Raw genomic sequence first — 23,589 nt, forward strand, 5'->3', positions numbered from 1 at the left:
TGTACTCGTTGCTTACTTTGTTAATTTAATTAACCCATCCAAGCACTTATTGAATAATTTCATAAGATATAGTAATTCCAATCAGCCAATACATTCATTCATCTCTAGAAGAGCCTCCGAATAGGCTCTTTTTTTGTTATTTGTCCAAGCACTTATGAATATATTTCATAATATATATAGACTTCTAAATAAAAATTTCCTCCCATAGGTTGAGCCCCTCGATGGGCTCTTTTGTTTATAAACAGATCAACTGCAACTGGCCGTTTTCATCCATGACTAACTCCGTTGCATAATCCTCATTTAAAACGACTTCAAAAATGGATTCGAGAATTTGGAAGACTATTCTATTTCCTGCCTGGTGATACAACGTACCATTTAAGCATCCTTTTTTGATGGATGGGCTTTTATAGCTGCATCAAAATCCGAATCATCAAAACCCATTAACCTCCAGCACTAACGCTCTGTGAGGTATCTCCACCGCTGATTATCAACTTTAATCACTCCACTATTCGGGCAACGCATTTGCTTTGTAGTGATCGTATTGACGTATTCCCTTACTTCTTCTAACATTCGACCGCCAAAAGTACCTTCCAGCGTTGGTTGATCTGGTAGCCTTCGAATCATACTTGGCTGTTTAATTATGTATTTTTCATCTACTTCTAGCTCTAAAAAATCAGATATTTGACGCATAGGGCTTTTTCGTAACCTATTAAAATCGAAAATCTTGTCACCTAACAATGAAACTGTGAAAATCCCTTCTCTTGCTTGCGGTATTCCAAAATCACAAGCGTCCAACACTTGATATGAGTTTGTATATCCCAACGCTTCCATATCTGATAAGTAGTGATTAAAAGCTGATACCATTTTCTTTGATAAAGCGTTCTTGACGTTTTCCCAAATCACAACTTTCGGCTTCAACACACCAAGACTTTCAATAATCTTTATAGTTTCAAAAAGGAGCGAGCTTCGAGTTCCATCTTCCATGTTTCCACCATATTGCTTGCCAGCAATCGAAAAGTCTTGGCAAGGTGAACCGTGTACAAGAATATCTGGTTGTAAATTATAGCAAACAACACTTTCTGGCTTATAGCGATTATCAAACATAGCGTTATATGTTCTTACTGCCTTTGCATTCCACTCAACATAATCGATTGATTTATGATCTACACCAAGGTTGATTAGTGCTTTTCGGGGGGCTCCAATGCCACCGAACAATTCGAGTATCTTTATCACTGGGCTGACCCCTTTCTAGTAAATTTAATATTCTTTCAAAACCAATTCCTAGATCAAAAATTATGGTATAATTTTCTAAGACTACATAGAAATGAGGTTTTGTATATGCCAGAAATTAAATGGGGATCCCCATTGAGTTTAGCTTGTTTAGGTGTATTCTTAGGTGGACTAGGAATCTTTTTTTACGCAATATGGAGTACTTTTTTGTAAACAGACTATTTTAGTCTGTTTTTTCATTAAATAAATTGGAAACATAATAAAAATCCAGTTAAGTAAGCCTCTTCCTACCATCCTTAAGCCTCCTATTCAAATCATGTGTTTGCAAAGGCTCATATAAGTAAACGGGTTGCCCCTCTTCCTTTCGAAAGAGAAGCATTCATATATTTAGAAGAGAAATGGTACCCGGCATTTTCAATAATTCATCCGCATGCGGCAACTCATCGCTCAATACATGAAACATAAGGACCTCTTCCTTATCATCCTTTTGCATTTTCTTGAATAGAACGTTTAGTTTAATGTTTGTCATTTTATTAGCTCCTTTAAAATAGATTAGTAGGTTTTAAGGAAAATACAGCCTAATACAAGCGTTATGCATTCAATTTAGACTTGAATGTATTGGTTGATGCTTTCTATGTCTCTTACAAGCTCTATTAACGTGAGAGCATTAGATTGTTTTATTTTCATCTGAACAAGCTTTTTCATTGCCTGTTCGACTGTTGGGAAATATCCTAATGTTTTTAAACAGAGCTTTTCCTTTATTGTCTTCTTTGCCTGTGTATTCCTTGATTACAAAGCACTTATCATCTAATTCAAGGTAAAGGTTATCTTCAATTTGCACTTTCATTAGTAAGCCTTGCCCCCGTGTTTGTAAGAACGTTTTTTTATTAATTTCCATCTTTTCAGTGATAGCTTTTTCAAGGTCAATATTTCTGGAGCCGCATAGATCACCAACTCGTATAACGATATCTGCAAGTTCTTCAATGAAATTTTCATTGTCACCTTTACTATCTGCTTCAAGTGCCTCACTAACTTCACTATGGATGAGAGCTAACAATGTACCTGTTTCCCTTGGCTCACCATGCCATCCATTTGATTTTGCTATTTGATATGCTTCCGTACACATTTGATTGATTTTTCATTTTCTTATCTCCTGGAGTTTCTTTAATTTATCTAATAAGTAATCATGCTACCGTTCTAAATTCTTATGATGTAATTTAAAATCCTCAAATTGCTGAACCATAGCTTTCCTACGTTTAGCCTTTTCTTTCTCACGCTGATATTGTGTATTTACAATAGAAAGCTGATTCTTTTGAGAGTTAATCTTTTTACCTTGTGCAAGGTACATTTTTTCGATTTTCTCAACAACAATTTCTAATTTCTTGGTAGACACCGACTTTTGATTTTGGATAATGTTTTTCAGCTCATCAATGCCGTTCATATTCTTGTCCCCTTTTTAGAACCAACCATTTTCACTTTTTTCTACATCAATTTTGCTAAACAATGCGAGTACTAATTCATATTCCAATTCAGAGTAAGGTAAGTTATCTAAGGGAACACCTAGCTCCGACTCTCTGACTCCAAGCTTCCTCAAATTCTCTAATACAAATCTGAACACATTCCAACTTTTCAAAAAGCTTCATATGAATATGGATATATATATTGGATATTTTTCAGAGTACTAATTGAAACAGGAATGAGAAAAGGTGAGGCAGCTGCTCTTCAGTGGACTGATGTAGACATAAGGGAAAAAAATTGATATAAATAGATCCTTAGAATTTAAAGAGGCTTCAATTAATAAAGATCAAATATTCAGTAATGTTAAACCCACCATTTCAAGAGAAGAATTTCTATTAGTCAATCACTTGCAAACGATTTAGCATTTCACAAGAAGTATCAAAATCAAAATAAAACTGCTCTTAACGAAGACTATCAGTTCGATCTTAAATTAGTTATATGTCGTCATGATGGTAACTACATGCCTAAATCTAGTTTGTTTATTTCTTTTTCTCGTATTTTAAGAAAAGCAAACCTGCCTTCTCTTCCAATCCATTCATTACGTCATACACATGCTGTGTTGCTTTTGGAAGCAGGTGCAGATATGAAATATGTACAAGAACGCTTAGGACATGGAAGTTGCAAATCACTGCAGACGTATATTCTCATATTAGTAAAAAAATTGATCTAGTTAGAATAAGCAAATTCGAGGAGCATATGAACAATATCCTCGTATAATTTTTGTGAAATTTTTCAGGGCGATTTCGGGGCAAACCGATTCAACCCTTATTCCCACTGTTAATGCCCACAATAAAAAAAACCTCAACACCAATGGTGTCAAGGGTATAATCATTAATACATTTGCAAGTATTGCTCGCGCTCCCAAGGATGAACTTGCGTGCGGAACATATCCCACTCAATTTCTTTTGCTTCGATGAAGTGTTCGATAATGTGCTCTCCTAGAGCAGATACCATTACTTCATCGGCTTTTAGTAACTCTAGTGCAGAGTATAATGTTGCTGGAAGATCTTTAATGCCTTCAGCTTCGCGCTCTTCTTTGCTCATTACATAGATGTTGCGGTCAACTGGTGCTGGTGGAGTCAGGTTGTTCTTGATGCCATTTAAACCAGCTTTTAGTAATACAGCCATTGCAAGATAAGGGTTTGCAGCTGGGTCTACGCTACGCACTTCTACACGTGTGCTTACTCCGCGGGAAGCAGGAATACGAATAAGTGGCGAGCGGTTTCTAGCAGACCATGCTACATAGCAAGGCGCCTCATAGCCAGGTACTAAACGCTTAAATGAGTTTACAGTCGGGTTTGTGACCGCTGTGAAGCTTGGCGCGTGCTTAATGATTCCTGCAATGAAATTGCGGGCAACATCGCTTAGCTCAAGGTCAGCTTTTTGATCGTAGAATGCATTAACGCCATCTTTAAATAGTGATACGTTACAGTGCATTCCTGATCCGTTCACACCGAATAATGGCTTTGGCATGAATGTTGCGTGTAAACCATGCTTGCGTGCAATTGTTTTTACTACTAGCTTAAATGTTTGGATTTGGTCACATGCAGTCAATGCATCTGCATATTTAAAGTCGATTTCATGTTGTCCTGGAGCTACCTCATGGTGAGATGCTTCGATTTCAAAGCCCATTTCTTCAAGCTCAAGAACGATGTCACGACGGCAGTTTTCACCTAAGTCAGTAGGCGCTAAATCGAAATATCCGCCATTATCATTTAATTCAAGTGTAGGATCACCTTGTTGATCAAGTTTGAATAAGAAGAATTCTGGCTCAGGTCCTAAATTGAAGTTAGTGAAGCCTAAGTCTTCCATCTCTTTCAAGATTCTTCTTAAGTTATTGCGAGGGTCGCCATCGAATGGTGTTCCATCTGGAGAATAGATGTCACAAATTAAACGTGCAACCTTACCTTTTTCAGCAGTCCACGGGAATACTACCCATGTATCTAAATCAGGGTATAGGTACATATCAGACTCTTCAATACGAACAAATCCTTCGATAGAAGATCCGTCAAACATCATTTTATTATCCAAAGCTTTTTCGAGCTGGCTAATTGGAATTTCAACGTTTTTGATCGTTCCTAAAATGTCAGTAAACTGTAATCTAATAAATTTTACGTTTTCTTCTTCGGCAATGCGTCTAATATCATCTTTTGTAAATTTCGCCACCTGGTTTTCCTCCTTTAAAGTCACTACAAATATATAATTTTTTAATGGAAAAAGCGGGACATGTCTCCTTGTCTGAGTGATGAACGTGTAAATCTGCCAGCTTGCATAAATTCTTTGCGCAGCAGCTTTCTCAATTCTTCATCAGACAAATCTCGCCTCACCTTTTCTTCTTGCTTCTTCAAATCATCGTCAAACACTTGCTTTTCCTTCACAGTGAATAGTTGTTTAATCCCCGCCATATTGACACCTTGATCAATTAAATCTTTAATTTCTAATAGTTTATCAATATCATTTAGGGAATAGAGTCTTCTATTCGTGTCTGTTCTTGCCGGAGTAATCAATTGGTGTTCTTCATAATAGCGTATTTGACGAGCGGTAAGCTCTGTAAGCTGCATGACTATTCCAATTGGAAAGAGCGGCATGGAGCGTCGTATCTCACTTCCAGTCAACCATCTCTCCTCCTTCACAATGTTTATCTTATATTTTTTATTATATGCAATGTTAGATTATCTGTCAATACAATGTTATATTTTATCACATGAAAATTTATCGAATTTTTCAATCTTTTGTCCTATTTATCAAAAAAGACAGCTAGAGTCATAGCTGCCTTATTTTAAATCATTTAAACGCAATTAATTGTTTTTCCAGCATGCGGTTTAATGCGGTGCAAATTGCGATTTTCACATGCGAATAGGTGAGCCCTCCTTGAACATAGGCAACATAAGGTGGTCTGATTGGTCCGTCTGCGGTAAGTTCAATGCTTGCCCCTTGGATAAATGTTCCCGCTGCCATAATCACATCGTTTTCATAACCAGGCATATAGCTTGCATACGGAGTGACATGAGAATTGATTGGTGAAGCATATTGGATCGCTTGGCAAAAAGCAATCATTTTCTCGGCATCATTAAATTGTACTGCTTGGATTAAATCTGTTCTCGTATCATTCCATTTCGGATTAGAATTCATGCCGAAGTATTCAAGCATAGCTGCCGTAAAGACTGCTCCCTTTAACGCTTGTCCAACTACATGCGGAGCAAGGAAGAAGCCTTGGTACATTTCCTGAAGGCTATAGAGTGAAGCACCTGCTTCTGCGCCAATCCCAGGTGAAGTCATTCTATATGAACATGACTCCACATATGGTTTTTTTCCAACAATATAGCCTCCCGTTTTGGCAATACCGCCTCCAGGGTTCTTAATTAACGATCCTGCCATTAAATCCGCACCAACATGGCACGGTTCAAGGTCTTCAACAAATTCTCCGTAGCAATTGTCCACAAAAACAACAATCTCTGGATTGATTGCTTTTACGAATTGGATCATTTCTTTAATCTGGGCAATAGTAAATGAAGGCCTTGTGGCATACCCTTTCGACCGTTGAATGCCAATCATTTTCGTTTGCTGCCCAATCATATTTTTAACAGCGTTATAATCAATTGAGCCATCGCTCAACAAATCGACGTTATTATAGGAAATGCCGAAATCCTTCAGTGAACCTGTACCTTCTCCCCTTATACCGACGATTTCCTCAAGCGTATCATAAGGTTTGCCTGTCATATACAATAACTCATCTCCTGGACGAAGGATTCCAAATAAGGCGATGGATATGGCATGCGTACCAGAGATAATTTGCGGGCGAACGAGCCCTGCCTCGCCGCCAAAAACTTCTGCATAAACACTTTCAAGCGTATCTCGCCCAATATCATCGTAGCCATAACCAGTAGAAGGAATGAAATGCGAGTCGCTCACTTTATGATTTTGAAAGCTCGTGAGCACTCTAAATTGATTATGGTCCATCTGTTTTTCTATTTTATGCAACACATTTGCTATTTTATTTTCGACTTCTTCTATTATAGGAATTAACTTTTCCCCATTTGATAATTGTTGAAACATAGATGTGACACCTTTTCTTTCTAAATAGTATATTTTTGCAGTCTACCTGCCAATTGATGATCAAGGAAAGCATAGCCGCGGCATGTATACTTTTCCGATTCTTCATTAAAATGAAGTTCATGGAGAATGGTTTCATTTTTAAGCAAGGACAAGAGTTTTCCTTCTGAAGCCGGAATTTCCACATGATAGGCATCCATTAATCGGATAATTACTTGCTCAAGCTCCAGTTTTAAATTCATGCGATCATCAGAATTCAGCGCACTTATTTGCACTGTTTCTTTTCCGCTCGTAGGCACAAAATCTTGATGCATAATTTCCTTCTTATTATAAACGATGATTTGTGGAATGTGTTCGTTTTCCAACTCTTCTATTAATTGCTGTACTGTTTGTTCATGCTGATAATAATCAGGATTGGACATATCCACCATATGTAAAATAAGATCCGCCTCTTTCACCTCTTCAAGAGTTGACCGGAATGCAGCAATTAACGTTGTGGGCAGGTCCTGGATAAATCCGACGGTATCTGTTAACAATGCCGTATACCCGCTCGGTAAAATACATTTTCTTGTCATTGGATCCAGTGTGGCAAAGAGCTGATTTTCTTCATATGAATCCGCTTCTGTTAGTCTGTTAAACAAGGTCGATTTTCCCGCATTTGTATATCCTACGAGTGCAATTTGGAATGCCTTGTTTTTCTTTCTTCTTTCCCGGTACCTATCGCGATGCTGCACAATCGCGGAAAGCTGCTTTTTAATATCATCGATTCTGCGTCGAATATGACGACGATCTGATTCAAGTTTTGTTTCTCCTGGTCCACGTGTTCCAATTCCACCACCTAAGCGGGATAATTGTGTTCCCTGTCCTAAAAGGCGCGGAAGAAGATATTGAAGCTGCGCAAGTTCAACTTGCAGCTTTCCTTCTTTAGAGCGGGCTCTTTGCGCAAAAATATCTAATATCAGCTGTGTACGGTCAATGATTCTTGCATCAATTTGGCTAGATAAATTTCTAACCTGGCTAGGTGAAAGTTCATCATTGAATACGACAAGATCCGCTTCCGTCTCTTCCTGCAGCAGAATGATTTCTTCAACCTTTCCTTTTCCTATATATGTAGATGGATGAATTCTTTCTCTTTTCTGAGTAACTGTCGCCACTACCGCACCATTTGCTGTGCTCGTAAGTGACGCGAGTTCCTCCATTGAATATGTATAAGCTAAATCCTCTTCAGTTGTTTGGCAGCCTATAAGGATTGCCTTTTCGATTTCTTGTTTTTGCTCCATGAATGCCCTTCTTTCAATTCATTTCTGTCTTCATTCTATCAAAAATAGATTAGCAACTCTAATTATTATACCCATCATGAATAGAAAAACTTGGCAGCCAGTCTTTTTTGATAGACCCTTAGTATTATTGCTTACTCTACATTTGGTTAATAGCAAAAAAATAATATATTTTATTCTAACGATTGATATTGCGGATTTTCATGTTAAAATCATATTTGTTTGTGCCGATAAATTTAGATCATTTTATACAGAAGTGGAGAATTACATTGGTAACTTGGGATTTTTTAAGCATGATTGGCACAATTGCCTTTGCAATCAGCGGCGCAATTGTAGCCATGGAAGAAGAATACGATATTTTAGGCATATATATTTTAGGAATCGTCACTGCGTTTGGAGGCGGAGCGATTAGAAACTTGCTGATTGGCGTCCCCGTTTCAACTTTATGGGAGCAAGGGTTCTTTTTTCAAATCGCCCTCCTATCTATTACGGCAGTGATGATCTTTCCAAATAGATTATTAAGGCATTGGCATCGCTGGGGGAACTTTACTGATGCGATCGGATTATCCGCATTTGCTATCCAAGGAGCCCTTTATGCAACAGGTATGAATCACCCCTTAAGTGCTGTCATTGTTGCTGCGGTTCTAACTGGAAGCGGCGGAGGAATTGTCAGGGATTTGCTTGCACAGCGGAAGCCTTTAGTTTTGAGATCAGAAATTTATGCTGTTTGGGCCATTTTTTGTGGTCTCGCTATTGGTCTAAACATATTAAGCACACCTGTGGAACTGATTCTGCTGTTTGTTATTATTACTGCTTTGCGCGTGCTCTCCTACACATTTAAATGGAGATTGCCGACGAAGCGTATTAAAGCGAATGAAAAGATGTAAAAGCACCTAAGCATTTAAGCTTAAGGTGCTTTTTCTATGCCTCGTCGAAATAGGAATAAGAGCCCCTTATTTATTCATCTTCCTCAAAAACAAGGTCATTGCTGCGAATGGTCATTAACTCATGGCGGTCATAGTGATTTTGCATAAGCAGCCTCATTGCCTGTGAACGGATCGATTTTTCAATAACATTTCTAATATAACGTCCGTTTGAAAAGCTGATTGGATTTAGCACTGTTTTCACCCATAATAAATGATCGCGCAGTTTTTTCTCTGACTCCCTGCTTAATGTATATTCCTTTTCTTTTAGCATAAGCTGGCCAATATCCATCAATTGTTCAATTGAATAGTCAGGAAAATCTATGACAAGCGGAAACCTTGAGTGCAGACCTGGATTCAATGAAAGAAAATTTTCCATTTCCTTAGAATAGCCCGCTAATATGAGAATAAAATCATGCTGTTTATCCTCCATATGCTTCACAAGAGTATCGATTGCTTCCTTTCCGAAATCCTTTTCCCCGCCTCTTCCTAGTGAGTATGCTTCATCAATAAACAATATTCCGCCCAATGCCTTTTTCACTAAATCTCTCGTTTTTTGGGCCGTATGTCCAATATATTCACCCACTAAGTCAGCGCGCTCTGCCTCTATTAGATGCCCCTTTGATAGTACATTCATCTTTTGAAAAAGCTTGCCAATTAGTCTCGCTACGGTCGTTTTGCCTGTTCCGGGATTGCCTTTAAACATCATATGAAGGGCTTGTTTGCCAACTTTCAGTCCTGCTTCTTCTCGCTTCTTATTAATGTATATCCATGCATAAATCTCTTTAATCATTTTCTTCATTTCTTCCATACCTATCAATGCAGCAAGTTCATCTTCAATTTCTCTTAGAGCAAGATGCTCTGATTGTAAGGTTTTTTGAGCGATTTGTGCTTCAGGTAATTCTCTAGGTAAGTTTTTTCGTTTCTGCGAATTGAGGACGATGCTAATCTGTCCGTTATTTTTTAAGCGAATCGGCTGGTCCAAAAGCTTTCACCTCACATTCTCAACAACAGTATACGCCTAGAAGTCTTTTATTGTGACAAAAGCCTAAATGGTTGCTGCAATTATTATTTGTCCGCCAACTCTTTATTTGAAAACATTGAACAATAGCTTCTCTAATAATATGTATTCACATAAAAAGCAATTCATTAAAGAAAATTTATAAAAAATAGGAAAAGCCCGCAACAATTTGCGGGGCTCGAGGCTGTAGAGAAGCTCATCGGCTAAAGACGTTGCTACATAGACAAACAATTGGTGAAGAAGACGGGTACGAATATATGAATAGAACATCTTTACTTGACTATGTCCAATTTCGGTTCTAGGTATGTTCCTGCATAGAGCAATCCGCCACTTTAACTGAGGTTTATTGTGACGAACAACCCCCAAGTAGAGCGATTCTTCACTTTAATTAAGGTTTATTGTGACAAATTAAGTCAAAATAGAGTGATCCGCACACAAACTAAGACCATTTTCTGTTTGACTACGTTCAATTTTTGTTCCAGTTACACAAATAAGGAAATATACTCATTACTATAACAACAAACGAATTAAGCAAAAATTAAAAGGACTGAGTTCAGTACAATGCCGAACTCTGTCTACGGTAGCATAAATAGTAGGTCTAACTTTATGGGCTCATTTCACGCCATGCGCCATTAGTGTCTCGACTGTCTTGCTACTCTCCCGCAAGAGTCGAGCGGTCGCCTCTGCAAATCTAAATTTTTTTACCTTTATCTTCACTAAAAAACCCGCAACAAGTTGCGGGCTTTCATCATCTTATTTATTTTTGATCCATGTCAAGCTGAACATTTCGCTGAGGAGCGAAGGTTGAAATTGCATGTTTGTATACTAACTGCTGCTTACCTTCTGATTCAAATAGGACCGTAAAATTATCAAATCCTTTTACCTGCCCTCTAATTTGAAATCCATTTAATAAAAAAACCGTAACATTAGCATTGTCTTTACGAAGTTGATTTAGAAATTGGTCTTGGATATTGATTGATGTTTTCATTTTAAATCCTCCTCTTTTATCTCTATTAATATGTATTCGATTAAATTTTCAGCTTTCCTTCAATCTCTCTGGAAATTTCATTGATTTTTTTTCTTAATACTGCTTCATCACTTGCATCTGTCATATCAAACCAGGAGACATCCATTTTATTTCTAAACCATGTAAGTTGACGTTTTGCGTATCTGCGGGAATTTTGCTTCAAATTTACGATAGCCTCTTCAAGAGAAACATAGCCGTTGAAAAATTCATAAAGCTCCTTGTATCCGATTGCTTGTATCGATTGGCAATCTTTCATTCCCATTTTGTACAAATTCTGAACTTCGTTAAGAAGTCCGTTTTCCATCATAACATCTACTCTATGATTAATACGCTCATATAACTTATCTCTTTCCATTGTGAGACCAATTATTGCGGCATCATATAATTTCTCAGGTGTTTGTGTTTCCTGATAATCAGTCATTGTTTTACCAGTACAATGAAAAATTTCCATCGCACGAATCACCCGTCTAACATTATTAGGATGAATGTTCTCTCCACTTTTTGGATCTAATTTCATTAGCTCTTTGTGAAGCCACGCATTTCCATTCTGAATTGCCTTTTTCTCAAGCTCCTGTCTATATCTCTCATCCGATGGCGCTTCTGAAAATTGGTAATCATACAAAACGGACTGAATATAAAGACCTGTCCCACCTACAATCATTGGGAGCTTGCCTCTTGATGAAATTTCGATAATTTTCTCCCTAACAATTTGCTGGAACTCAGCAGCGGAAAACGATTCATTTGGCGCTTTTATATCAATCAAATGGTGCTGGATTCCATCCATTTCATCCTTTGTAATTTTTGCAGTACCGATATCCATTCCTTTATAAATTTGCATTGAATCCCCGCTAATGATTTCTCCATTAAAGTGTTTCGCTAGCTCAATGCTTGTTTTTGTCTTTCCAACAGCCGTCGGTCCAATTAAAACGACGAGCTTCTTTTTATTCCCCATAAATTGTTCACACTGCCTTTATTATTTCAATCATTTTTTACTATCGTACCATAAGCTTAATAATAATACATTTTTCACAATGGAACATCCAATCATTATTGACAATATTCTCACAAAATAAACGCATATTATTTCCAATTATGATCAATTTTTCTTATTAGATTACAATTCAATAACGATTCATTTACATCGTGCTTGTACCGACAGATTCATGTTAACTTATATGAAGATTATAGTGTTAATGACATATAGAAATAGGTGAATAGATATGATAGGAAATGCTGAAATTGGAATTGACTTAGGAACAGCTAATATATTGGTTTATAGCAAGTCGAAAGGAATTGCTTTAAATGAACCTTCAGTTGTTGCGATAGATACTGAATCGAAGAAGGTATTAGCTGTTGGTAAAGAAGCAAAGGAAATGATTGGTAAAACCCCAGGCAGAATTGTTGCCATCCGACCTTTAAAAGACGGAGTCATTGCCGATTTTGATATGACAACAGAAATGCTGCGTCATATTATGAGAAAAGCGTCAAAATCAGTCGGTTTTTCGATTAGAAAGCCAAGTGTTGTTGTCTGTACACCATCCGGTTCAACAAGTGTAGAAAGACGGGCCATTCAAGATGCTGTTCGGAATGCAGGTGCAAAAAAGGTTCATTTAATTGAAGAGCCTGTTGCAGCGGCGATTGGAGCTGGCATGCCTGTCGATGAACCGGTTGCCAATGTTGTCGTCGATATCGGTGGAGGCTCTACAGAGGTAGCCATTATTTCCTTTGGCGGTGTAGTAGCCTGCCATTCTGTCAGAGTTGGTGGAGATCGTTTGGACGATGACATTATTCAATACGTACGTAAAGAGTACAATGTTTTAGTCGGAGAAAGAACCGCAGAAAATATTAAAATGGAAATCGGTCATGCACTTATTGAACATGAGATGCTTTCCATGGAAATACGCGGAAGAGATTTGGTAACTGGACTGCCAAAAACAATCACCCTTACTTCATTTGAGATAAGGGATGCTATGAAAGAGGCATTGCTTCATATTTTGGAAGCTTTGAGAGCTACGCTAGAAGATAGCCCTGCTGAATTAAGCGGTGATATTGTGGATCGCGGAGTTATCCTTACCGGAGGGGGCTCTCTATTAAACGGAATGCAAGAGTGGATTAGTCAGGAAATTGACGTACCTGTGCATTTAGCTCCTAGTCCGTTGGAATCTGTCGCAATCGGTACTGGCAAGGCGCTGCAATACATGGATAAGCTGCAAACAGTCTAAATGTAAAATGAAGAAGGAACACTCGGCGGCGGCTGGTGTTCCTTTTTTCACTTTTAGTTGATATCCATACGCTAGATTTCTTCTTAAGAATAAAGTAAAATATAAAAGTAATACAACGTATTTTAGAAAGGTTATTACCTGTTATATTGGGTAATCGCGTCATAACAGGAGGCGGCTGACATACTTAATTCATTTGAAGATCATTTAAAATCCATCCGCCATACTTTACTATTTGGATTCATTCTATCTAGTCTTTTTGATTTGGATTATCAAACAATACACGATGTGTCTCTGGCAGGTTTTCTGTTATCATTGCTGCTACCTGCTGTTACCGTTTATCTTCTTCAAAAAAACTTAGGAACGATACACTATAAATATCATCAGGCTGAAACTGAATTATTAATCGAGTATGCGCAAATGTCTGCTTCTTTTCAAAACCGGAGATGTTTTCAACATTTTTTAGTTAAAATAAAAAGAAAAGAAGCACCAGACGACAGTGATGAACCGTTCTATGCCCTCAATATTTAATCTACAGCAAATATTGAGGAGGAACAATTTTGAAAAAAATGTGGTTTTTGTTGCTTAGTTTGATTTTTGTATTGTCTGGCTGTCAATCAGCTGGAGGTTCACAAGACGGTTTATTTAATACGTATTTTGTACAACCATTAATATCGGTTATGGACTATTTTGCTGAACTGTTTCATGGAAATTACGGTTTGAGCATTATACTAGTCACAATCCTAATCCGTTTTGCTGTCCTTCCGTTAACAGTGAAGCAAACGAAAAGTTCACAAGCAATGAAAGGGAAAATGGAACAACTGAAGCCTGAAATGGAAGCCATTCAAGCAAAATTAAATAAAACCTCTGATCCTATTAAGAAACAAGAAATTCAACAACAATTGCTTGGGCTTTATCAAAAGCATGGAGTAAACCCGTTAAATATCGGCTGCTTGCCTATGCTTATTCAAATGCCTATTCTGATGGCTATCTATTACGCGATTAAAAATTCACCTGAAATTGCCACTCATGGATTTCTATGGTTTAATTTAGGACAATCGAATATCATCATGGCACTTATTGCAGGAGCAATTTATTATTTGCAATTTAAAGTATCCATGACGCAGTTACCAAAAGAACAACAAGCTGCGATGAAGTTCATGGGGCTGCTATCACCTGTAATGATTCTGGCAGTTTCCGTTACGGCACCTGCAGCACTGCCGCTTTATTGGTCAGTCAGCGGTTTATTTTTAATCATTCAGACGGTTATTTTACAAAAAAAGTTTAAGCCTGTTTCAGCAGTTACTAATAAACCTGGTTTAAACAAATAAAAGAAAGGGGCTGTTCCATTATGTGCAATGGAACAGCCCCTTTTACATTAAGAAATTTTAAACTTATATTTCTGTGAACCCTTCCTTTTTCTAGATTTTCACGGAGATAAAACGCATATCTCTCTGTGGACCCACCGTTCTTCAGTGCCTTCTCGAAGATAAATGCATTCACATAACTCGTTTGAACATTTTTTCCATTTCATAAATGGAGTAATGGATAATGATTGGACGGCCATGTGGACATGTAAACGGATCATTCGTTTGCCTTAATTCATCAAGCAATGCCTGTATTTCATCATTTCTTAAATGACGATTTGCTTTGATTGACCCTTTGCAGCTCATCATTATTGCCGCTTCTTCTCTTAGCAGTTTAACATCGACTCTTTTCATTGATAGCAGCTGCTCGATCATTTCTTCGATTGTCTCCTGTTCGTCTCCTTTAGGGAACCACTGAGGATGGGCGCGGGCAATGAAACTGTTATGACCGAATTCCTCCAAAAACACACCTACTTTTTCTAATTCATGCTTGTATTCATTGATTTTTATCGCTTCATCACTTGAATATTCAAAGGTTAACGGCAGCAGCATTTCTTGTAGCTCACTTTCCACTTTTCCGACCTTTTCTTTAAAATATTCGTATTTAATGCGCTCCTGGGCTGCATGTTGATCAATGATATAGAGTCCCCTGTCATTTTGGGCAAAAATATATGTGCCATGCATCTGACCTATCGGGTACATCGGAGGTACTCTTGATGGTGCAACTGTTTCGGCTAGACTCGGTGCAGATTCCTCTTGGACTATGCCTTCAGCCCTAGGTTCATCGAGATCAAATAGATGAACATCATCAATTGAATCAACATGCTCAGAAAGGTTTTCTGCTTCCGTTTCTTGAATAATCTCAGGAGGTTCAGGCTGGTAATCATTATCAAGAATTTTTGTTTGTTCGATCCGAAAGTCATACGTTTTTGCTTCAACTGCTGGGATATGATCTAAATCTAAGATTGTTTGCTCTTCTCTTGGCTTCGTTTTCCTCGGCGGAATATAGCCTGAAGGAATAAGTTCTTCTTTCTTAAAGGCCGCCTTTATAGTAGCAGAAACAAGCTCATTCAGTTCATTTTCCTTACTTAGCCTTACTTCAAGCTTGGAAGGATGAACATTGACATCAACTAATAATGGGTCCATTTCAATATTAAGAAGAACAATTGGGTATCTGCCAATCGGCAATAATGTATGGTATCCTTCCTGAATGGCTTTTACTAATGGATAGTTTTTTATAAATCGTCCGTTAATCATCGTCGAAATATAATTTCTTGATGCACGCGTCACCTCAGGTAAAGCAGCATACCCGCTTATTTTAAAATCTAGAGATTCAGCTTTTATTGGCACCATTTTTTTTAACAATATTGATTCCATAAATGGCAGCTAATACTTGGCGCACATCCCCATTTCCTGTCGTTTTTAACAGCTGCCTTTCATTATGAACCAAACGGAATGATACTTCAGGGTGTGCAAGGGCTAGCCTGTTCACTACATCTGTAATATTGCCTAATTCTGTATGAATGGTTTTCATATATTTTAATCGAGCTGGTGTATTAAAAAACAAATCGGATACGGTAATATCTGTTCCTTTCCGACTTGATGACTTTTCCATCACTTCCACTTTGCCGCCCTCAAGAATGACGCGAGTGCCTTCATCTTGATGACATGTTTTCATTTCCAGTCTGGAAACGGAGGCAATACTTGGGAGAGCTTCGCCGCGGAAGCCAAGCGTACGGATGCGGAAAAGGTCACTCTCATTCTTTATTTTACTCGTTGCATGACGGTGAAAAGCATTTAAGACGTCATCCTCACTGATTCCCTCACCGTTATCTATAATGCGAATACTAGCCAGTCCAGCCTCTTCCAGTTCAATTTCTACAACCGAACTTCCGGCGTCGATTGCATTTTCAAGCAATTCTTTTACGACAGAAGCAGGCCTCTCAACTACTTCACCTGCTGCAATTTTATTTGATAACGCATCATCCAATTGAATAATTTTCCCCATACTTTCACCTCCAACCATGATAAGAGGCACGCAATGAATGCAGGCCTCTTTTTATCATTTATTTAATTTTCTTATGAAGTTCATACAATGTATTTAAGGCATCCATTGGCGTCATATCTAAAATATCAAGTTTTTTAATCTTATCGATGATTCTTTTTTCTTTAGAATTTACACTGTTTTTATTATCTGTTGAAACCTCTTCAAAAAATGAAAGCTGTCCTTCTGTTTCCTGTTTAACTGGTTTAGATGGCAAATCCGTATTATTAACAGGCTTTTCCGATTGTTGCTCTAGTCCTGTTAATATTTCATTCGCTCTACTAATAAGCTCATCAGGCAAATCAGCCAGCTGTGCTACATGAATTCCATAGCTTTTGTCTGCAGCACCTTCCTTAATTTTATGGAGGAAAACGACTTTGCCATTTTGTTCAACTGCACTAACATGGACATTTTTCACTTTTTCCAGTTCCTCTTCCAAAACTGTCAATTCATGATAATGAGTGGAAAATAACGTTTTTGCACCAATTCGATGATGAATGTATTCTATAATTGCTTGTGCTAAAGCCATTCCATCATAGGTTGAAGTTCCCCTGCCTATCTCATCAAACAATATTAAACTATTTTGAGTTGCATTCACAATCGCATTTTTCGCTTCTAACATTTCAACCATAAATGTACTTTGGCCAGATATTAAGTCATCTGCTGCACCAATTCTCGTAAATACTTGATCAAAAATTGGCAGCACCGCTTGAGAAGCTGGCACATAACAGCCGATTTGCGCCAATATAGCTGTTAAAGCAACCTGTCTCATATATGTGCTCTTACCCGACATATTCGGTCCTGTGATTAACAGCACTTCTCGCTCGCTATCCATCAAACAATCATTTGGTACATATTCTTGCGCATTCATTACTTTTTCTACGACTGGATGCCTGCCATCCTTAATAATCACTTTTTTGTCTGTTGAGAAGATTGGTTTTACATAATGCCTTTGTTCGCTAACAACAGAAAAGCACTGAAGTACGTCTAATTCACTAATCTTCTTGGCTAGCTTCTGCAGTCTAGGTATAAATTCTTTTACATGCTCCCTCACATCAGTAAAAAGTTGATATTCAAGCTCGACAGATTTTTCTTCCGCCTGCAGGATTAATGCTTCCTTTTCCTTTAATTCTGGTGTAATAAACCTCTCCGCATTTGTCAGTGTTTGCTTTCTGTCATATTGACCTTCCTTAAGCAAATGAAGATTGGATTTAGTTACTTCAATATAGTAGCCAAAAACACGATTATAACCTACTTTTAGAGATTTTATTCCTGTTTTTTCACGCTCTTGTTTTTCAAGCTGCGCTATCCATGTTTTTCCGTTTTTTGTCGCGTCACGATAACGATCTAATTCAGAATGATAGCCATCCTGTATTAAATTTCCTTCTTTTATCGACATTGGCGGATTTTCAACCATTGCTTGTTCTAATAAATCAGCAACTTCCTCGCAGGCATCGAGTTCATTTGCCATTGTTTTTGCTTCTTCATTTGGCAAACTATTTACTATCTCCTTTAATGAAGGAATTTGCTGCAACGATTTTTTCAGCTGAACTAAATCACGGGCATTCACATTTCCAAAAGCGACTCTTCCCGCCAATCTCTCTAAATCATAAACTTCATTTAGTTTTTCACGAATGTCCTCACGCTCAAAAAAGCTTTCCATCAATGTTTCTACAAGCGTATGACGGCGCTTAATTTCTTCCTCTGAAATTAAAGGCCGGTCAATCCATTGCTTTAATAATCGAGAACCCATTGCCGTCTTCGTTTCATCCAATAGCCAAAGCAATGAGCCTTTTTTACCTTTGGCACGAATGGTCTCAGTTAATTCTAGGTTTCTTTTAGAAAAATAATCAATTTTCATAAATTGATCCATTTGATAAAAATTAACTGGCTGCAAATGGTCTAGGCTTCGTTTTTGCGTCCTATGTAAATAGTTAAACAGCCTTGAAGCCGTCATCCTCAATTTTTCTTGTGTTAGCGATTGTAGCAACGGTGCATAAGCATCCTGAATTCCGATTGCATCTTCATAAGAAATCGTCATCACTGTTCTTTCCTTCATTTTTTTCAACCAATCTTCATGGAAATCTACTGGTACTACGATTTCCTTGGCGCCTGATAAAGATATCTCATTGAGAACTGCAGTAAATTCTTCTGCAATCAATGTAGCTTTTGTTTCACCTGTAGATAAATCATTATAGGCAAAACCAAAAGTATGATCAGAAAAAGGTGTGACAGAGGCGATAAAGTTATTTTCTTTCTCATTCAAGCCTCGTCCTTCCATCATCGTTCCCGGTGTAATTAATTGAACAACCTCACGACGAACGACGCCTTTTGCTTGTTTGGGGTCCTCTGTTTGTTCACAAATTGCCACTTTATAGCCTTTTTCAACCAATTGTTCAATATAATTGGCCGCAGAATGATAAGGAACTCCACACATTGGTATGCGTTCTTCTGTCCCGCCCTCTCTGCTTGTCAACGTAATCTCTAATTCTCTTGAGGCATGAATCGCATCCTCAAAAAACATTTCATAAAAATCCCCTAAACGGAAAAATAAAAAGGCATCCTTATATTCTGCCTTTACCCTTAAATATTGCTGTATCATAGGCGTGTATGCTGCTGCCATAATTTCCTCCAACTTATTCAGTAATCTATTATATATGCTTTGTTTTCAATCAACAAAATTGTCTAGTACATTATATCATAGTCATATTGTTTCCTCATCGTAACAAACTGATTTTCCATAGGTACTTGCTCAATTTAGTTAGAAATTAGAATTTATTTAAGCCGAGTTCTCAGTCAATAATCAGTTTGAAGTGTTGTCTTATATTTCTTATCCGAAAAAAAGCATTCGCGAAACCTATCACGAATGCATAACTTTTATTTATATATGATGCTAAAATATCGCCCTTCAAAAATTCTAACTCTTACCACCAAAGGCTTCCAAAATATCTTTTACTTCTTCTAGATTTACCTCACTAGATTTTACATGTACCTTTCTTGGTAGGGAAGCAGAATAAGAATTAAATCCTAGTGGACTTCCTTGCTGAAGCATATTTTTTATTTCTAAAATTTCTAATAAAAGCTGATCACTGCCTTTATTGCTTATTGCCTTTGGATGAAAGTAGTAATTGAGAGCAGAAAATATTAGATGCATTAATGTATCGTTATTTGTATGATATTCAATCTGTTCCTGTATTTTTGATGAGACATTATGTGAATCGCCCGTTTTCACATCGATGAATTTGTCCGGGATAGTTATCGCTGCTTTATTAATATAGTCGGTGTATGTCCTAGACATATCCATCATCTAACCTTTTACAGTTACATAATTATAATTTTTTTCATGTTCTTGTTTTAACTGATTCATCTTCGCAAGAATCATTAACCCCAGTACATTCAGTTTTTCCATATCTTCCGGAAAAAGTAATTCAATCGGGCGGCCTCTTTCAGACCATTTGACAGCAGCTTCCTGAATTTGTCTTTGTGCTAGTTTTGCTGCTCCGCCAACAGCAATATATCTTGCCGCACCTTTAATTTCGGTTGAGCTGCTACGGACACGGTCAAAATGTTCGAGGTATTTGATTGACAATAGCTTTAATTGAGGAATAATATATTTACTAATGTCTTTTCTAACCCCCGCAAACGGTTCTACATACCACTCAGATGGTCCGTTAACCAACTTTTCTTCAAGTTCAGAGCGGGAATCGAATTTGTAAAGCTCGTTTTTACTGATTTTTTGAATAATATTATCTAGAAATTGATTGATCCCGAAGGCTTCTCCCTCAACTGAAGCAACGGGTTTATTATTTTTAATGCCTACAAAATCAACTGAATCTCCACCAAGATCCCCTATTATGATTCCTTTAGTAGATTCTTTAACAAGTATATCATCCTTAATCCCTAAAGTTTCATGATCCCTGGTCAACCCCAAATAGGCACAGGCTCCTTCAGCGCCAACAATCACATCATTCACATGTAGCTTAACAGTTAATTCCTTCGGTTCCGCTATACCAGGCACTTTATGGAAAATAACTGTGTGAGTGCCAATAAGCCGTTCTTTCAATCTTTCTTTCTTTTCTTTGTATTGAGTGGTTGGCAGTGAAACGGCTAATTGGTCAATTGTATAATGCAACTCTTCATTTTCAGGATCCAAAATGATTGCATGATACGCAGCTAGACCAAATAGTAAAATGTATGTGCGGTCCTCATCAGCTTTTTGATTATTAAAAGAAGTTAAACTAACATTCCGCTGCTTTGCTGCAGATTTCCCAATATAATAAATTTCTCTCTTATCAGCTAAAGCCCTGCTCTTCACCTCGACGATAAGGTTCTCTTCAAACTCTACATCGTCATCATCATACGGCTTTTCATGAAACTCTTCATCAAACAATGCGATAGCATTAGGAATTTGGTACTCATGCATTAAACCGTAATCTGAAGACAATGCTTTATACCAGCTGTTCCCTATATCAACAGCAAATAAGTTTTGCTTCTCCATATTACCTCACACCTCCTGTTGAATCCTATGCAAATAGAGCGACGATGCGTGCAAGTACCCTTTAAAAATATCTATTTGTCTATCATAAAATTCCGCTATTCAAATGCTCCATTCACCTATGCAAATATAAGGCTGCCACATAAACTATATAGAAACCTATATTCAAGGAGGAAATTACTAAATGAAAAAAGATAATGATTGTATTAAACATAATAAGTCTACTCATGTAGGAGAGTGTGACAGCTCTGCGGTAACTCCTATTACGACTCCAGGTGGAGTAACTGGATCAGTAACTATGAGAGTTCCCGTCACTCTAGCGGAAAGAAGAGTGACAACAAACCTTTCTGCCACTATTCGTTTCCCTGATCCTGTGTTGGAAATCAAGGATATTAAAAAGAGGGTCAAAATTGTACAATGTAAACTGCTCTTGCCTGCAATCCCAGAAAACGGAAGTCCTTTTCCAGATCCAGATGATCCTGTGGTGAATTATATGCTCCATCTGAAAGGGTTTGTCCGCAAAAATATTCAATATGCATCCCCATGCGGCCGTTCACATGGATCTTGTGTATCATCTGAAATGCGCTCTCTTACAACTGAACTACCTTTTGAGTGTGTAACCACTATTCCGTCAGACGAGTTCATTTCACCTCCACAACTACCATTTCTTAATAACCGGGCAGAATTTGACTTCTTTAGAGCTCAAGATTTAGGGAGAGGATTCCCGGAAAAGGACCAGCTGCTATCAAGCGACCTTTCTCAGTTTCATCAAGTAAGCACTCAGTTCTACAATCAGATGCCTTTCTGTGAGCTACTTAGAAGCGATATTGTCGAATGGGATGAATCTCTAGACAGGGAGACACTTAACGGACAACCTCGTTTCGGAGAGGGCGTTTTCCAAAGCATCTCTGAAAAGATGTTTTTAACTTTTGACATAAAAGTATTGCAAAATCAGCAAGTAACCGTTGATGTGGCTAATGGCAATGGCGGGGGCAACGGCTAACACCTAAAGAATATTGGCATTATCATTGATTGGACAAATCATGATAATGCTTTTTTTGTTTATTCATCATTTATATGAAGAAAAACTAATGGAGAGTTTCTAGTAATTTACGCCATTCATAATGAAGACATTTTCAGTGTAATCCATTAGTTTTTGTTCTCTTATTATACATATTCTAATTTTAAAGATTTGAGACTGTACACCTTTCCTTTTCTAAATTATATTATTTCCACATTGTAATAATCTTTTAGAAAAAGAGCTCGAAATTTTTTCTTGTTGAATTCCGCATATGCCCATACATAGGCAAATGTATCGCATACATTAAAATTATCTTGACCCTAAGGAGGAGCTCAAATGTCAAAAAAACATAAAAAAGACCAGCATGAATGTAAGAATTGTGAATGCCATTCAAGTGAACACGAGCCACATGTTTCTATCGGGAAACTCATTGCAAAGGTACCAGTTGTCTTAGCGGAACTTACTCTCCAAGTGAATGTTGATGAAATTATTTCATTCCCTGAGCCTGTGCTTGAAATAAAAGATATTAAGAAGAGACTAAAATTAACTCAGTGCCGTCTGCTTTTGCCAACGAATAAATTATTTATTAAAGGATTTGTTCGAAAAAATATTCAGTATGCAAGTCCTTGTAAAGATATAGAACAAAGCACTTCTTCAACTGTTGCTTCTGATTTGCATTCATTTACAGTTGATATACCGTTTTCATGTGTAACAGAAATAAAGCACTTCTTAACTAAGCCAGTAAATCCTGAAAATAATAAACGACAGGAATTCGATTTCTTCGTCTCTCAGCCTTTGCCTTCAGGATTTCCTGAAAAAGATGAGCTATTAACGAGCGACCTTTCACAATTCCATCAAGAAAGCAAACAATTTTACAATGAGCTGCCATTTTGTGAACTGATATCCAGCAAGATTATTGAATGGGATGAAGCGTTGGATCGTGTACCATTTCCATCCGCATCCCCAATAGGTGAAGGATATTTCACGAAGATAGAAGAAAAAATGGTCGTCGATTTTACTATTAAAGTTTTGCAAAACCAGCAAATACGCGTAACATCAACAACTAATGATGATTGTCATGATGATGATGATGATTGCGATTATGACTATGACTGCGAATAATTAATCAACAATAGGTAAACTTGAAGGGGTTATCCGGATGAAGAAGGAATAATCCCCTTTTACTATTGAAGATTAATCTATTTATGTTGAAAAATGAACTTTACAGGCTGCATAAATCACAACTTTACTAATGAGAATCTATAAAGAGAGGAGGTGGAAGGAATGAAATTAAATGCAGCGCTTTCCATTATAAATGATCAGTAACAAAGATGCTGTTCAATCATATATACGAACTAGTGGTGCACACTTAAAACATCCTTTAGAAGATAATC

At 37.5% G+C, this 23,589-nt stretch carries 19 protein-coding genes and 3 pseudogenes; 7 read left to right on the plus strand and 15 right to left on the minus strand.

The features are described 5' to 3' along the window. Positions 1–453 precede the first annotated feature (453 nt). The 4 genes from CWS20_RS02225 to CWS20_RS02240 all read right to left on the minus strand — a co-directional run bounded on the left by CWS20_RS02225 (position 454) and on the right by CWS20_RS02240 (position 2,671). Positions 454–1,233: a DNA cytosine methyltransferase gene (locus CWS20_RS02225; protein WP_326135192.1), complete on the minus strand. Its 780-nt coding sequence runs from the start codon at positions 1,231–1,233 to the stop codon at positions 454–456. Positions 1,234–1,609: 376 nt separating this feature from the next. Next, positions 1,610–1,759, minus strand: a complete 150-nt coding sequence (locus tag CWS20_RS27880; RefSeq protein ID WP_157090532.1) for a hypothetical protein — start codon at positions 1,757–1,759, stop codon at positions 1,610–1,612. A gap of 138 nt (positions 1,760–1,897) precedes the next feature. After that, positions 1,898–2,356 (minus strand): MazG nucleotide pyrophosphohydrolase domain-containing protein, encoded by a 459-nt coding sequence (locus CWS20_RS28545; protein WP_241504129.1) that lies wholly within the window; start codon positions 2,354–2,356, stop codon positions 1,898–1,900. Positions 2,357–2,419: 63 nt separating this feature from the next. Continuing rightward, complete coding sequence (locus CWS20_RS02240; protein WP_066197363.1) at positions 2,420–2,671, minus strand: hypothetical protein; 252 nt, start codon at positions 2,669–2,671, stop codon at positions 2,420–2,422. 165 nt (positions 2,672–2,836) lie between these two features. Between CWS20_RS02240 and CWS20_RS29480 the strand changes: the two are divergent. Beyond that, positions 2,837–3,465 (plus strand): annotated as a pseudogene (locus tag CWS20_RS29480) (site-specific integrase); the annotation flags it as partial. A gap of 114 nt (positions 3,466–3,579) precedes the next feature. Here CWS20_RS29480 and glnA read toward each other — a convergent pair. From glnA to hflX, 4 genes are all read right to left on the minus strand, one after another. Beyond that, entirely contained in the window at positions 3,580–4,914 is a 1,335-nt protein-coding gene (gene glnA, locus CWS20_RS02250; RefSeq protein ID WP_066197362.1) for a type I glutamate--ammonia ligase, read from the minus strand. A 41-nt stretch (positions 4,915–4,955) separates the two neighbouring features. Beyond that, positions 4,956–5,363 carry a MerR family transcriptional regulator gene (locus CWS20_RS02255; RefSeq protein ID WP_066197360.1) on the minus strand — a complete coding sequence of 136 codons (408 nt, stop codon included), beginning with the start codon at positions 5,361–5,363 and terminating at the stop codon, positions 4,956–4,958. A gap of 169 nt (positions 5,364–5,532) precedes the next feature. Beyond that, positions 5,533–6,804, minus strand: a complete 1,272-nt coding sequence (locus CWS20_RS02260) for a methionine gamma-lyase family protein (RefSeq protein ID WP_066197352.1) — start codon at positions 6,802–6,804, stop codon at positions 5,533–5,535. Between the two features lie 20 nt (positions 6,805–6,824). Then, complete coding sequence (gene hflX / locus CWS20_RS02265; RefSeq protein ID WP_066197348.1) at positions 6,825–8,081, minus strand: GTPase HflX; 1,257 nt, start codon at positions 8,079–8,081, stop codon at positions 6,825–6,827. Positions 8,082–8,371: 290 nt separating this feature from the next. Between hflX and CWS20_RS02270 the strand changes: the two genes are divergently transcribed. After that, positions 8,372–8,965 (plus strand): trimeric intracellular cation channel family protein, encoded by a 594-nt coding sequence (locus CWS20_RS02270; RefSeq protein WP_066201562.1) that lies wholly within the window; start codon positions 8,372–8,374, stop codon positions 8,963–8,965. A 70-nt stretch (positions 8,966–9,035) separates the two neighbouring features. Here CWS20_RS02270 and spoVK read toward each other — a convergent pair whose 3' ends face one another. Beyond that, on the minus strand, positions 9,036–9,986 hold the full coding sequence (gene spoVK, locus CWS20_RS02275; protein WP_066197344.1) for a stage V sporulation protein K: 951 nt from the start codon (positions 9,984–9,986) through the stop codon (positions 9,036–9,038). Between the two features lie 526 nt (positions 9,987–10,512). Between spoVK and CWS20_RS02280 the strand changes: the two are divergent. After that, positions 10,513–10,611: pseudogene (locus tag CWS20_RS02280) on the plus strand (IS3 family transposase); the annotation flags it as partial. 168 nt (positions 10,612–10,779) lie between these two features. Here the strand turns inward: CWS20_RS02280 and hfq are convergent. Both hfq and miaA read right to left on the minus strand, forming a co-directional pair. Beyond that, positions 10,780–11,010 (minus strand): RNA chaperone Hfq, encoded by a 231-nt coding sequence (gene hfq / locus CWS20_RS02285; RefSeq protein WP_066197341.1) that lies wholly within the window; start codon positions 11,008–11,010, stop codon positions 10,780–10,782. Between the two features lie 40 nt (positions 11,011–11,050). Beyond that, positions 11,051–12,001 (minus strand): tRNA (adenosine(37)-N6)-dimethylallyltransferase MiaA, encoded by a 951-nt coding sequence (gene miaA / locus CWS20_RS02290; RefSeq protein WP_066197337.1) that lies wholly within the window; start codon positions 11,999–12,001, stop codon positions 11,051–11,053. A gap of 268 nt (positions 12,002–12,269) precedes the next feature. Here miaA and mreBH point away from each other — a divergent pair, with 268 nt between their 5' ends. Together mreBH and yidC are read left to right on the plus strand one after the other, a co-directional pair. Then, positions 12,270–13,271, plus strand: coding sequence for a rod-share determining protein MreBH (mreBH, locus tag CWS20_RS02295; protein ID WP_066197335.1), 1,002 nt, complete (start codon positions 12,270–12,272; stop codon positions 13,269–13,271). Positions 13,272–13,837: 566 nt separating this feature from the next. Further along, positions 13,838–14,599, plus strand: a complete 762-nt coding sequence (yidC, locus tag CWS20_RS02305) for a membrane protein insertase YidC (RefSeq protein WP_101226234.1) — start codon at positions 13,838–13,840, stop codon at positions 14,597–14,599. Positions 14,600–14,767: 168 nt separating this feature from the next. Here the strand turns inward: yidC and mutL are convergent. From mutL to CWS20_RS02325, 4 genes and pseudogenes are all read right to left on the minus strand, one after another. Beyond that, positions 14,768–16,643 (minus strand): annotated as a pseudogene (gene mutL, locus CWS20_RS02310) (DNA mismatch repair endonuclease MutL). A 58-nt stretch (positions 16,644–16,701) separates the two neighbouring features. Next, positions 16,702–19,302 carry a DNA mismatch repair protein MutS gene (gene mutS / locus CWS20_RS02315; RefSeq protein ID WP_066197324.1) on the minus strand — a complete coding sequence of 867 codons (2,601 nt, stop codon included), beginning with the start codon at positions 19,300–19,302 and terminating at the stop codon, positions 16,702–16,704. 294 nt (positions 19,303–19,596) lie between these two features. After that, positions 19,597–19,977, minus strand: a complete 381-nt coding sequence (locus tag CWS20_RS02320) for a hypothetical protein (protein WP_066201559.1) — start codon at positions 19,975–19,977, stop codon at positions 19,597–19,599. Positions 19,978–19,986: 9 nt separating this feature from the next. Next, complete coding sequence (locus CWS20_RS02325) at positions 19,987–21,177, minus strand: ParM/StbA family protein (protein ID WP_066197322.1); 1,191 nt, start codon at positions 21,175–21,177, stop codon at positions 19,987–19,989. A 181-nt stretch (positions 21,178–21,358) separates the two neighbouring features. Between CWS20_RS02325 and CWS20_RS02330 the strand changes: the two genes are divergently transcribed. Beyond that, the gene (locus CWS20_RS02330) at positions 21,359–22,177 is read left to right on the plus strand and encodes a CsxC family protein (RefSeq protein ID WP_066197320.1); all 819 of its coding nucleotides are present in this window, start codon (positions 21,359–21,361) and stop codon (positions 22,175–22,177) included. Positions 22,178–22,531: 354 nt separating this feature from the next. Further along, positions 22,532–23,317: a CsxC family protein gene (locus tag CWS20_RS02335; protein ID WP_066197318.1), complete on the plus strand. Its 786-nt coding sequence runs from the start codon at positions 22,532–22,534 to the stop codon at positions 23,315–23,317. Positions 23,318–23,589 lie beyond the last annotated feature (272 nt).

The organism is Cytobacillus horneckiae, assembly GCF_002835735.1.
Classification (GTDB): domain Bacteria; phylum Bacillota; class Bacilli; order Bacillales; family Cytobacillaceae; genus Cytobacillus; species Cytobacillus horneckiae.

Bases quoted from the DNA above. Each gene is read 5' to 3' on its own strand.
- CWS20_RS02240 (WP_066197363.1), bottom strand. From the start codon at position 2,671: ATGAACGGCATTGATGAGCTGAAAAACATTATCCAAAATCAAAAGTCG.
- yidC (WP_101226234.1), top strand. From the start codon at position 13,838: ATGTGGTTTTTGTTGCTTAGTTTGATTTTTGTATTGTCTGGCTGTCAA.
- CWS20_RS02325 (WP_066197322.1), bottom strand. From the start codon at position 21,177: ATGGAGAAGCAAAACTTATTTGCTGTTGATATAGGGAACAGCTGGTAT.
- mreBH (WP_066197335.1), top strand. From the start codon at position 12,270: ATGATAGGAAATGCTGAAATTGGAATTGACTTAGGAACAGCTAATATA.
- mutS (WP_066197324.1), bottom strand. From the start codon at position 19,302: ATGGCAGCAGCATACACGCCTATGATACAGCAATATTTAAGGGTAAAG.
- CWS20_RS02335 (WP_066197318.1), top strand. From the start codon at position 22,532: ATGTCAAAAAAACATAAAAAAGACCAGCATGAATGTAAGAATTGTGAA.
- miaA (WP_066197337.1), bottom strand. From the start codon at position 12,001: ATGGGGAATAAAAAGAAGCTCGTCGTTTTAATTGGACCGACGGCTGTT.
- hflX (WP_066197348.1), bottom strand. From the start codon at position 8,081: ATGGAGCAAAAACAAGAAATCGAAAAGGCAATCCTTATAGGCTGCCAA.
- CWS20_RS02270 (WP_066201562.1), top strand. From the start codon at position 8,372: ATGATTGGCACAATTGCCTTTGCAATCAGCGGCGCAATTGTAGCCATG.
- hfq (WP_066197341.1), bottom strand. From the start codon at position 11,010: ATGAAAACATCAATCAATATCCAAGACCAATTTCTAAATCAACTTCGT.
- CWS20_RS02260 (WP_066197352.1), bottom strand. From the start codon at position 6,804: ATGTTTCAACAATTATCAAATGGGGAAAAGTTAATTCCTATAATAGAA.
- CWS20_RS27880 (WP_157090532.1), bottom strand. From the start codon at position 1,759: ATGACAAACATTAAACTAAACGTTCTATTCAAGAAAATGCAAAAGGAT.
- CWS20_RS02330 (WP_066197320.1), top strand. From the start codon at position 21,359: ATGAAAAAAGATAATGATTGTATTAAACATAATAAGTCTACTCATGTA.
- CWS20_RS28545 (WP_241504129.1), bottom strand. From the start codon at position 2,356: ATGTGTACGGAAGCATATCAAATAGCAAAATCAAATGGATGGCATGGT.
- CWS20_RS02320 (WP_066201559.1), bottom strand. From the start codon at position 19,977: ATGTCTAGGACATACACCGACTATATTAATAAAGCAGCGATAACTATC.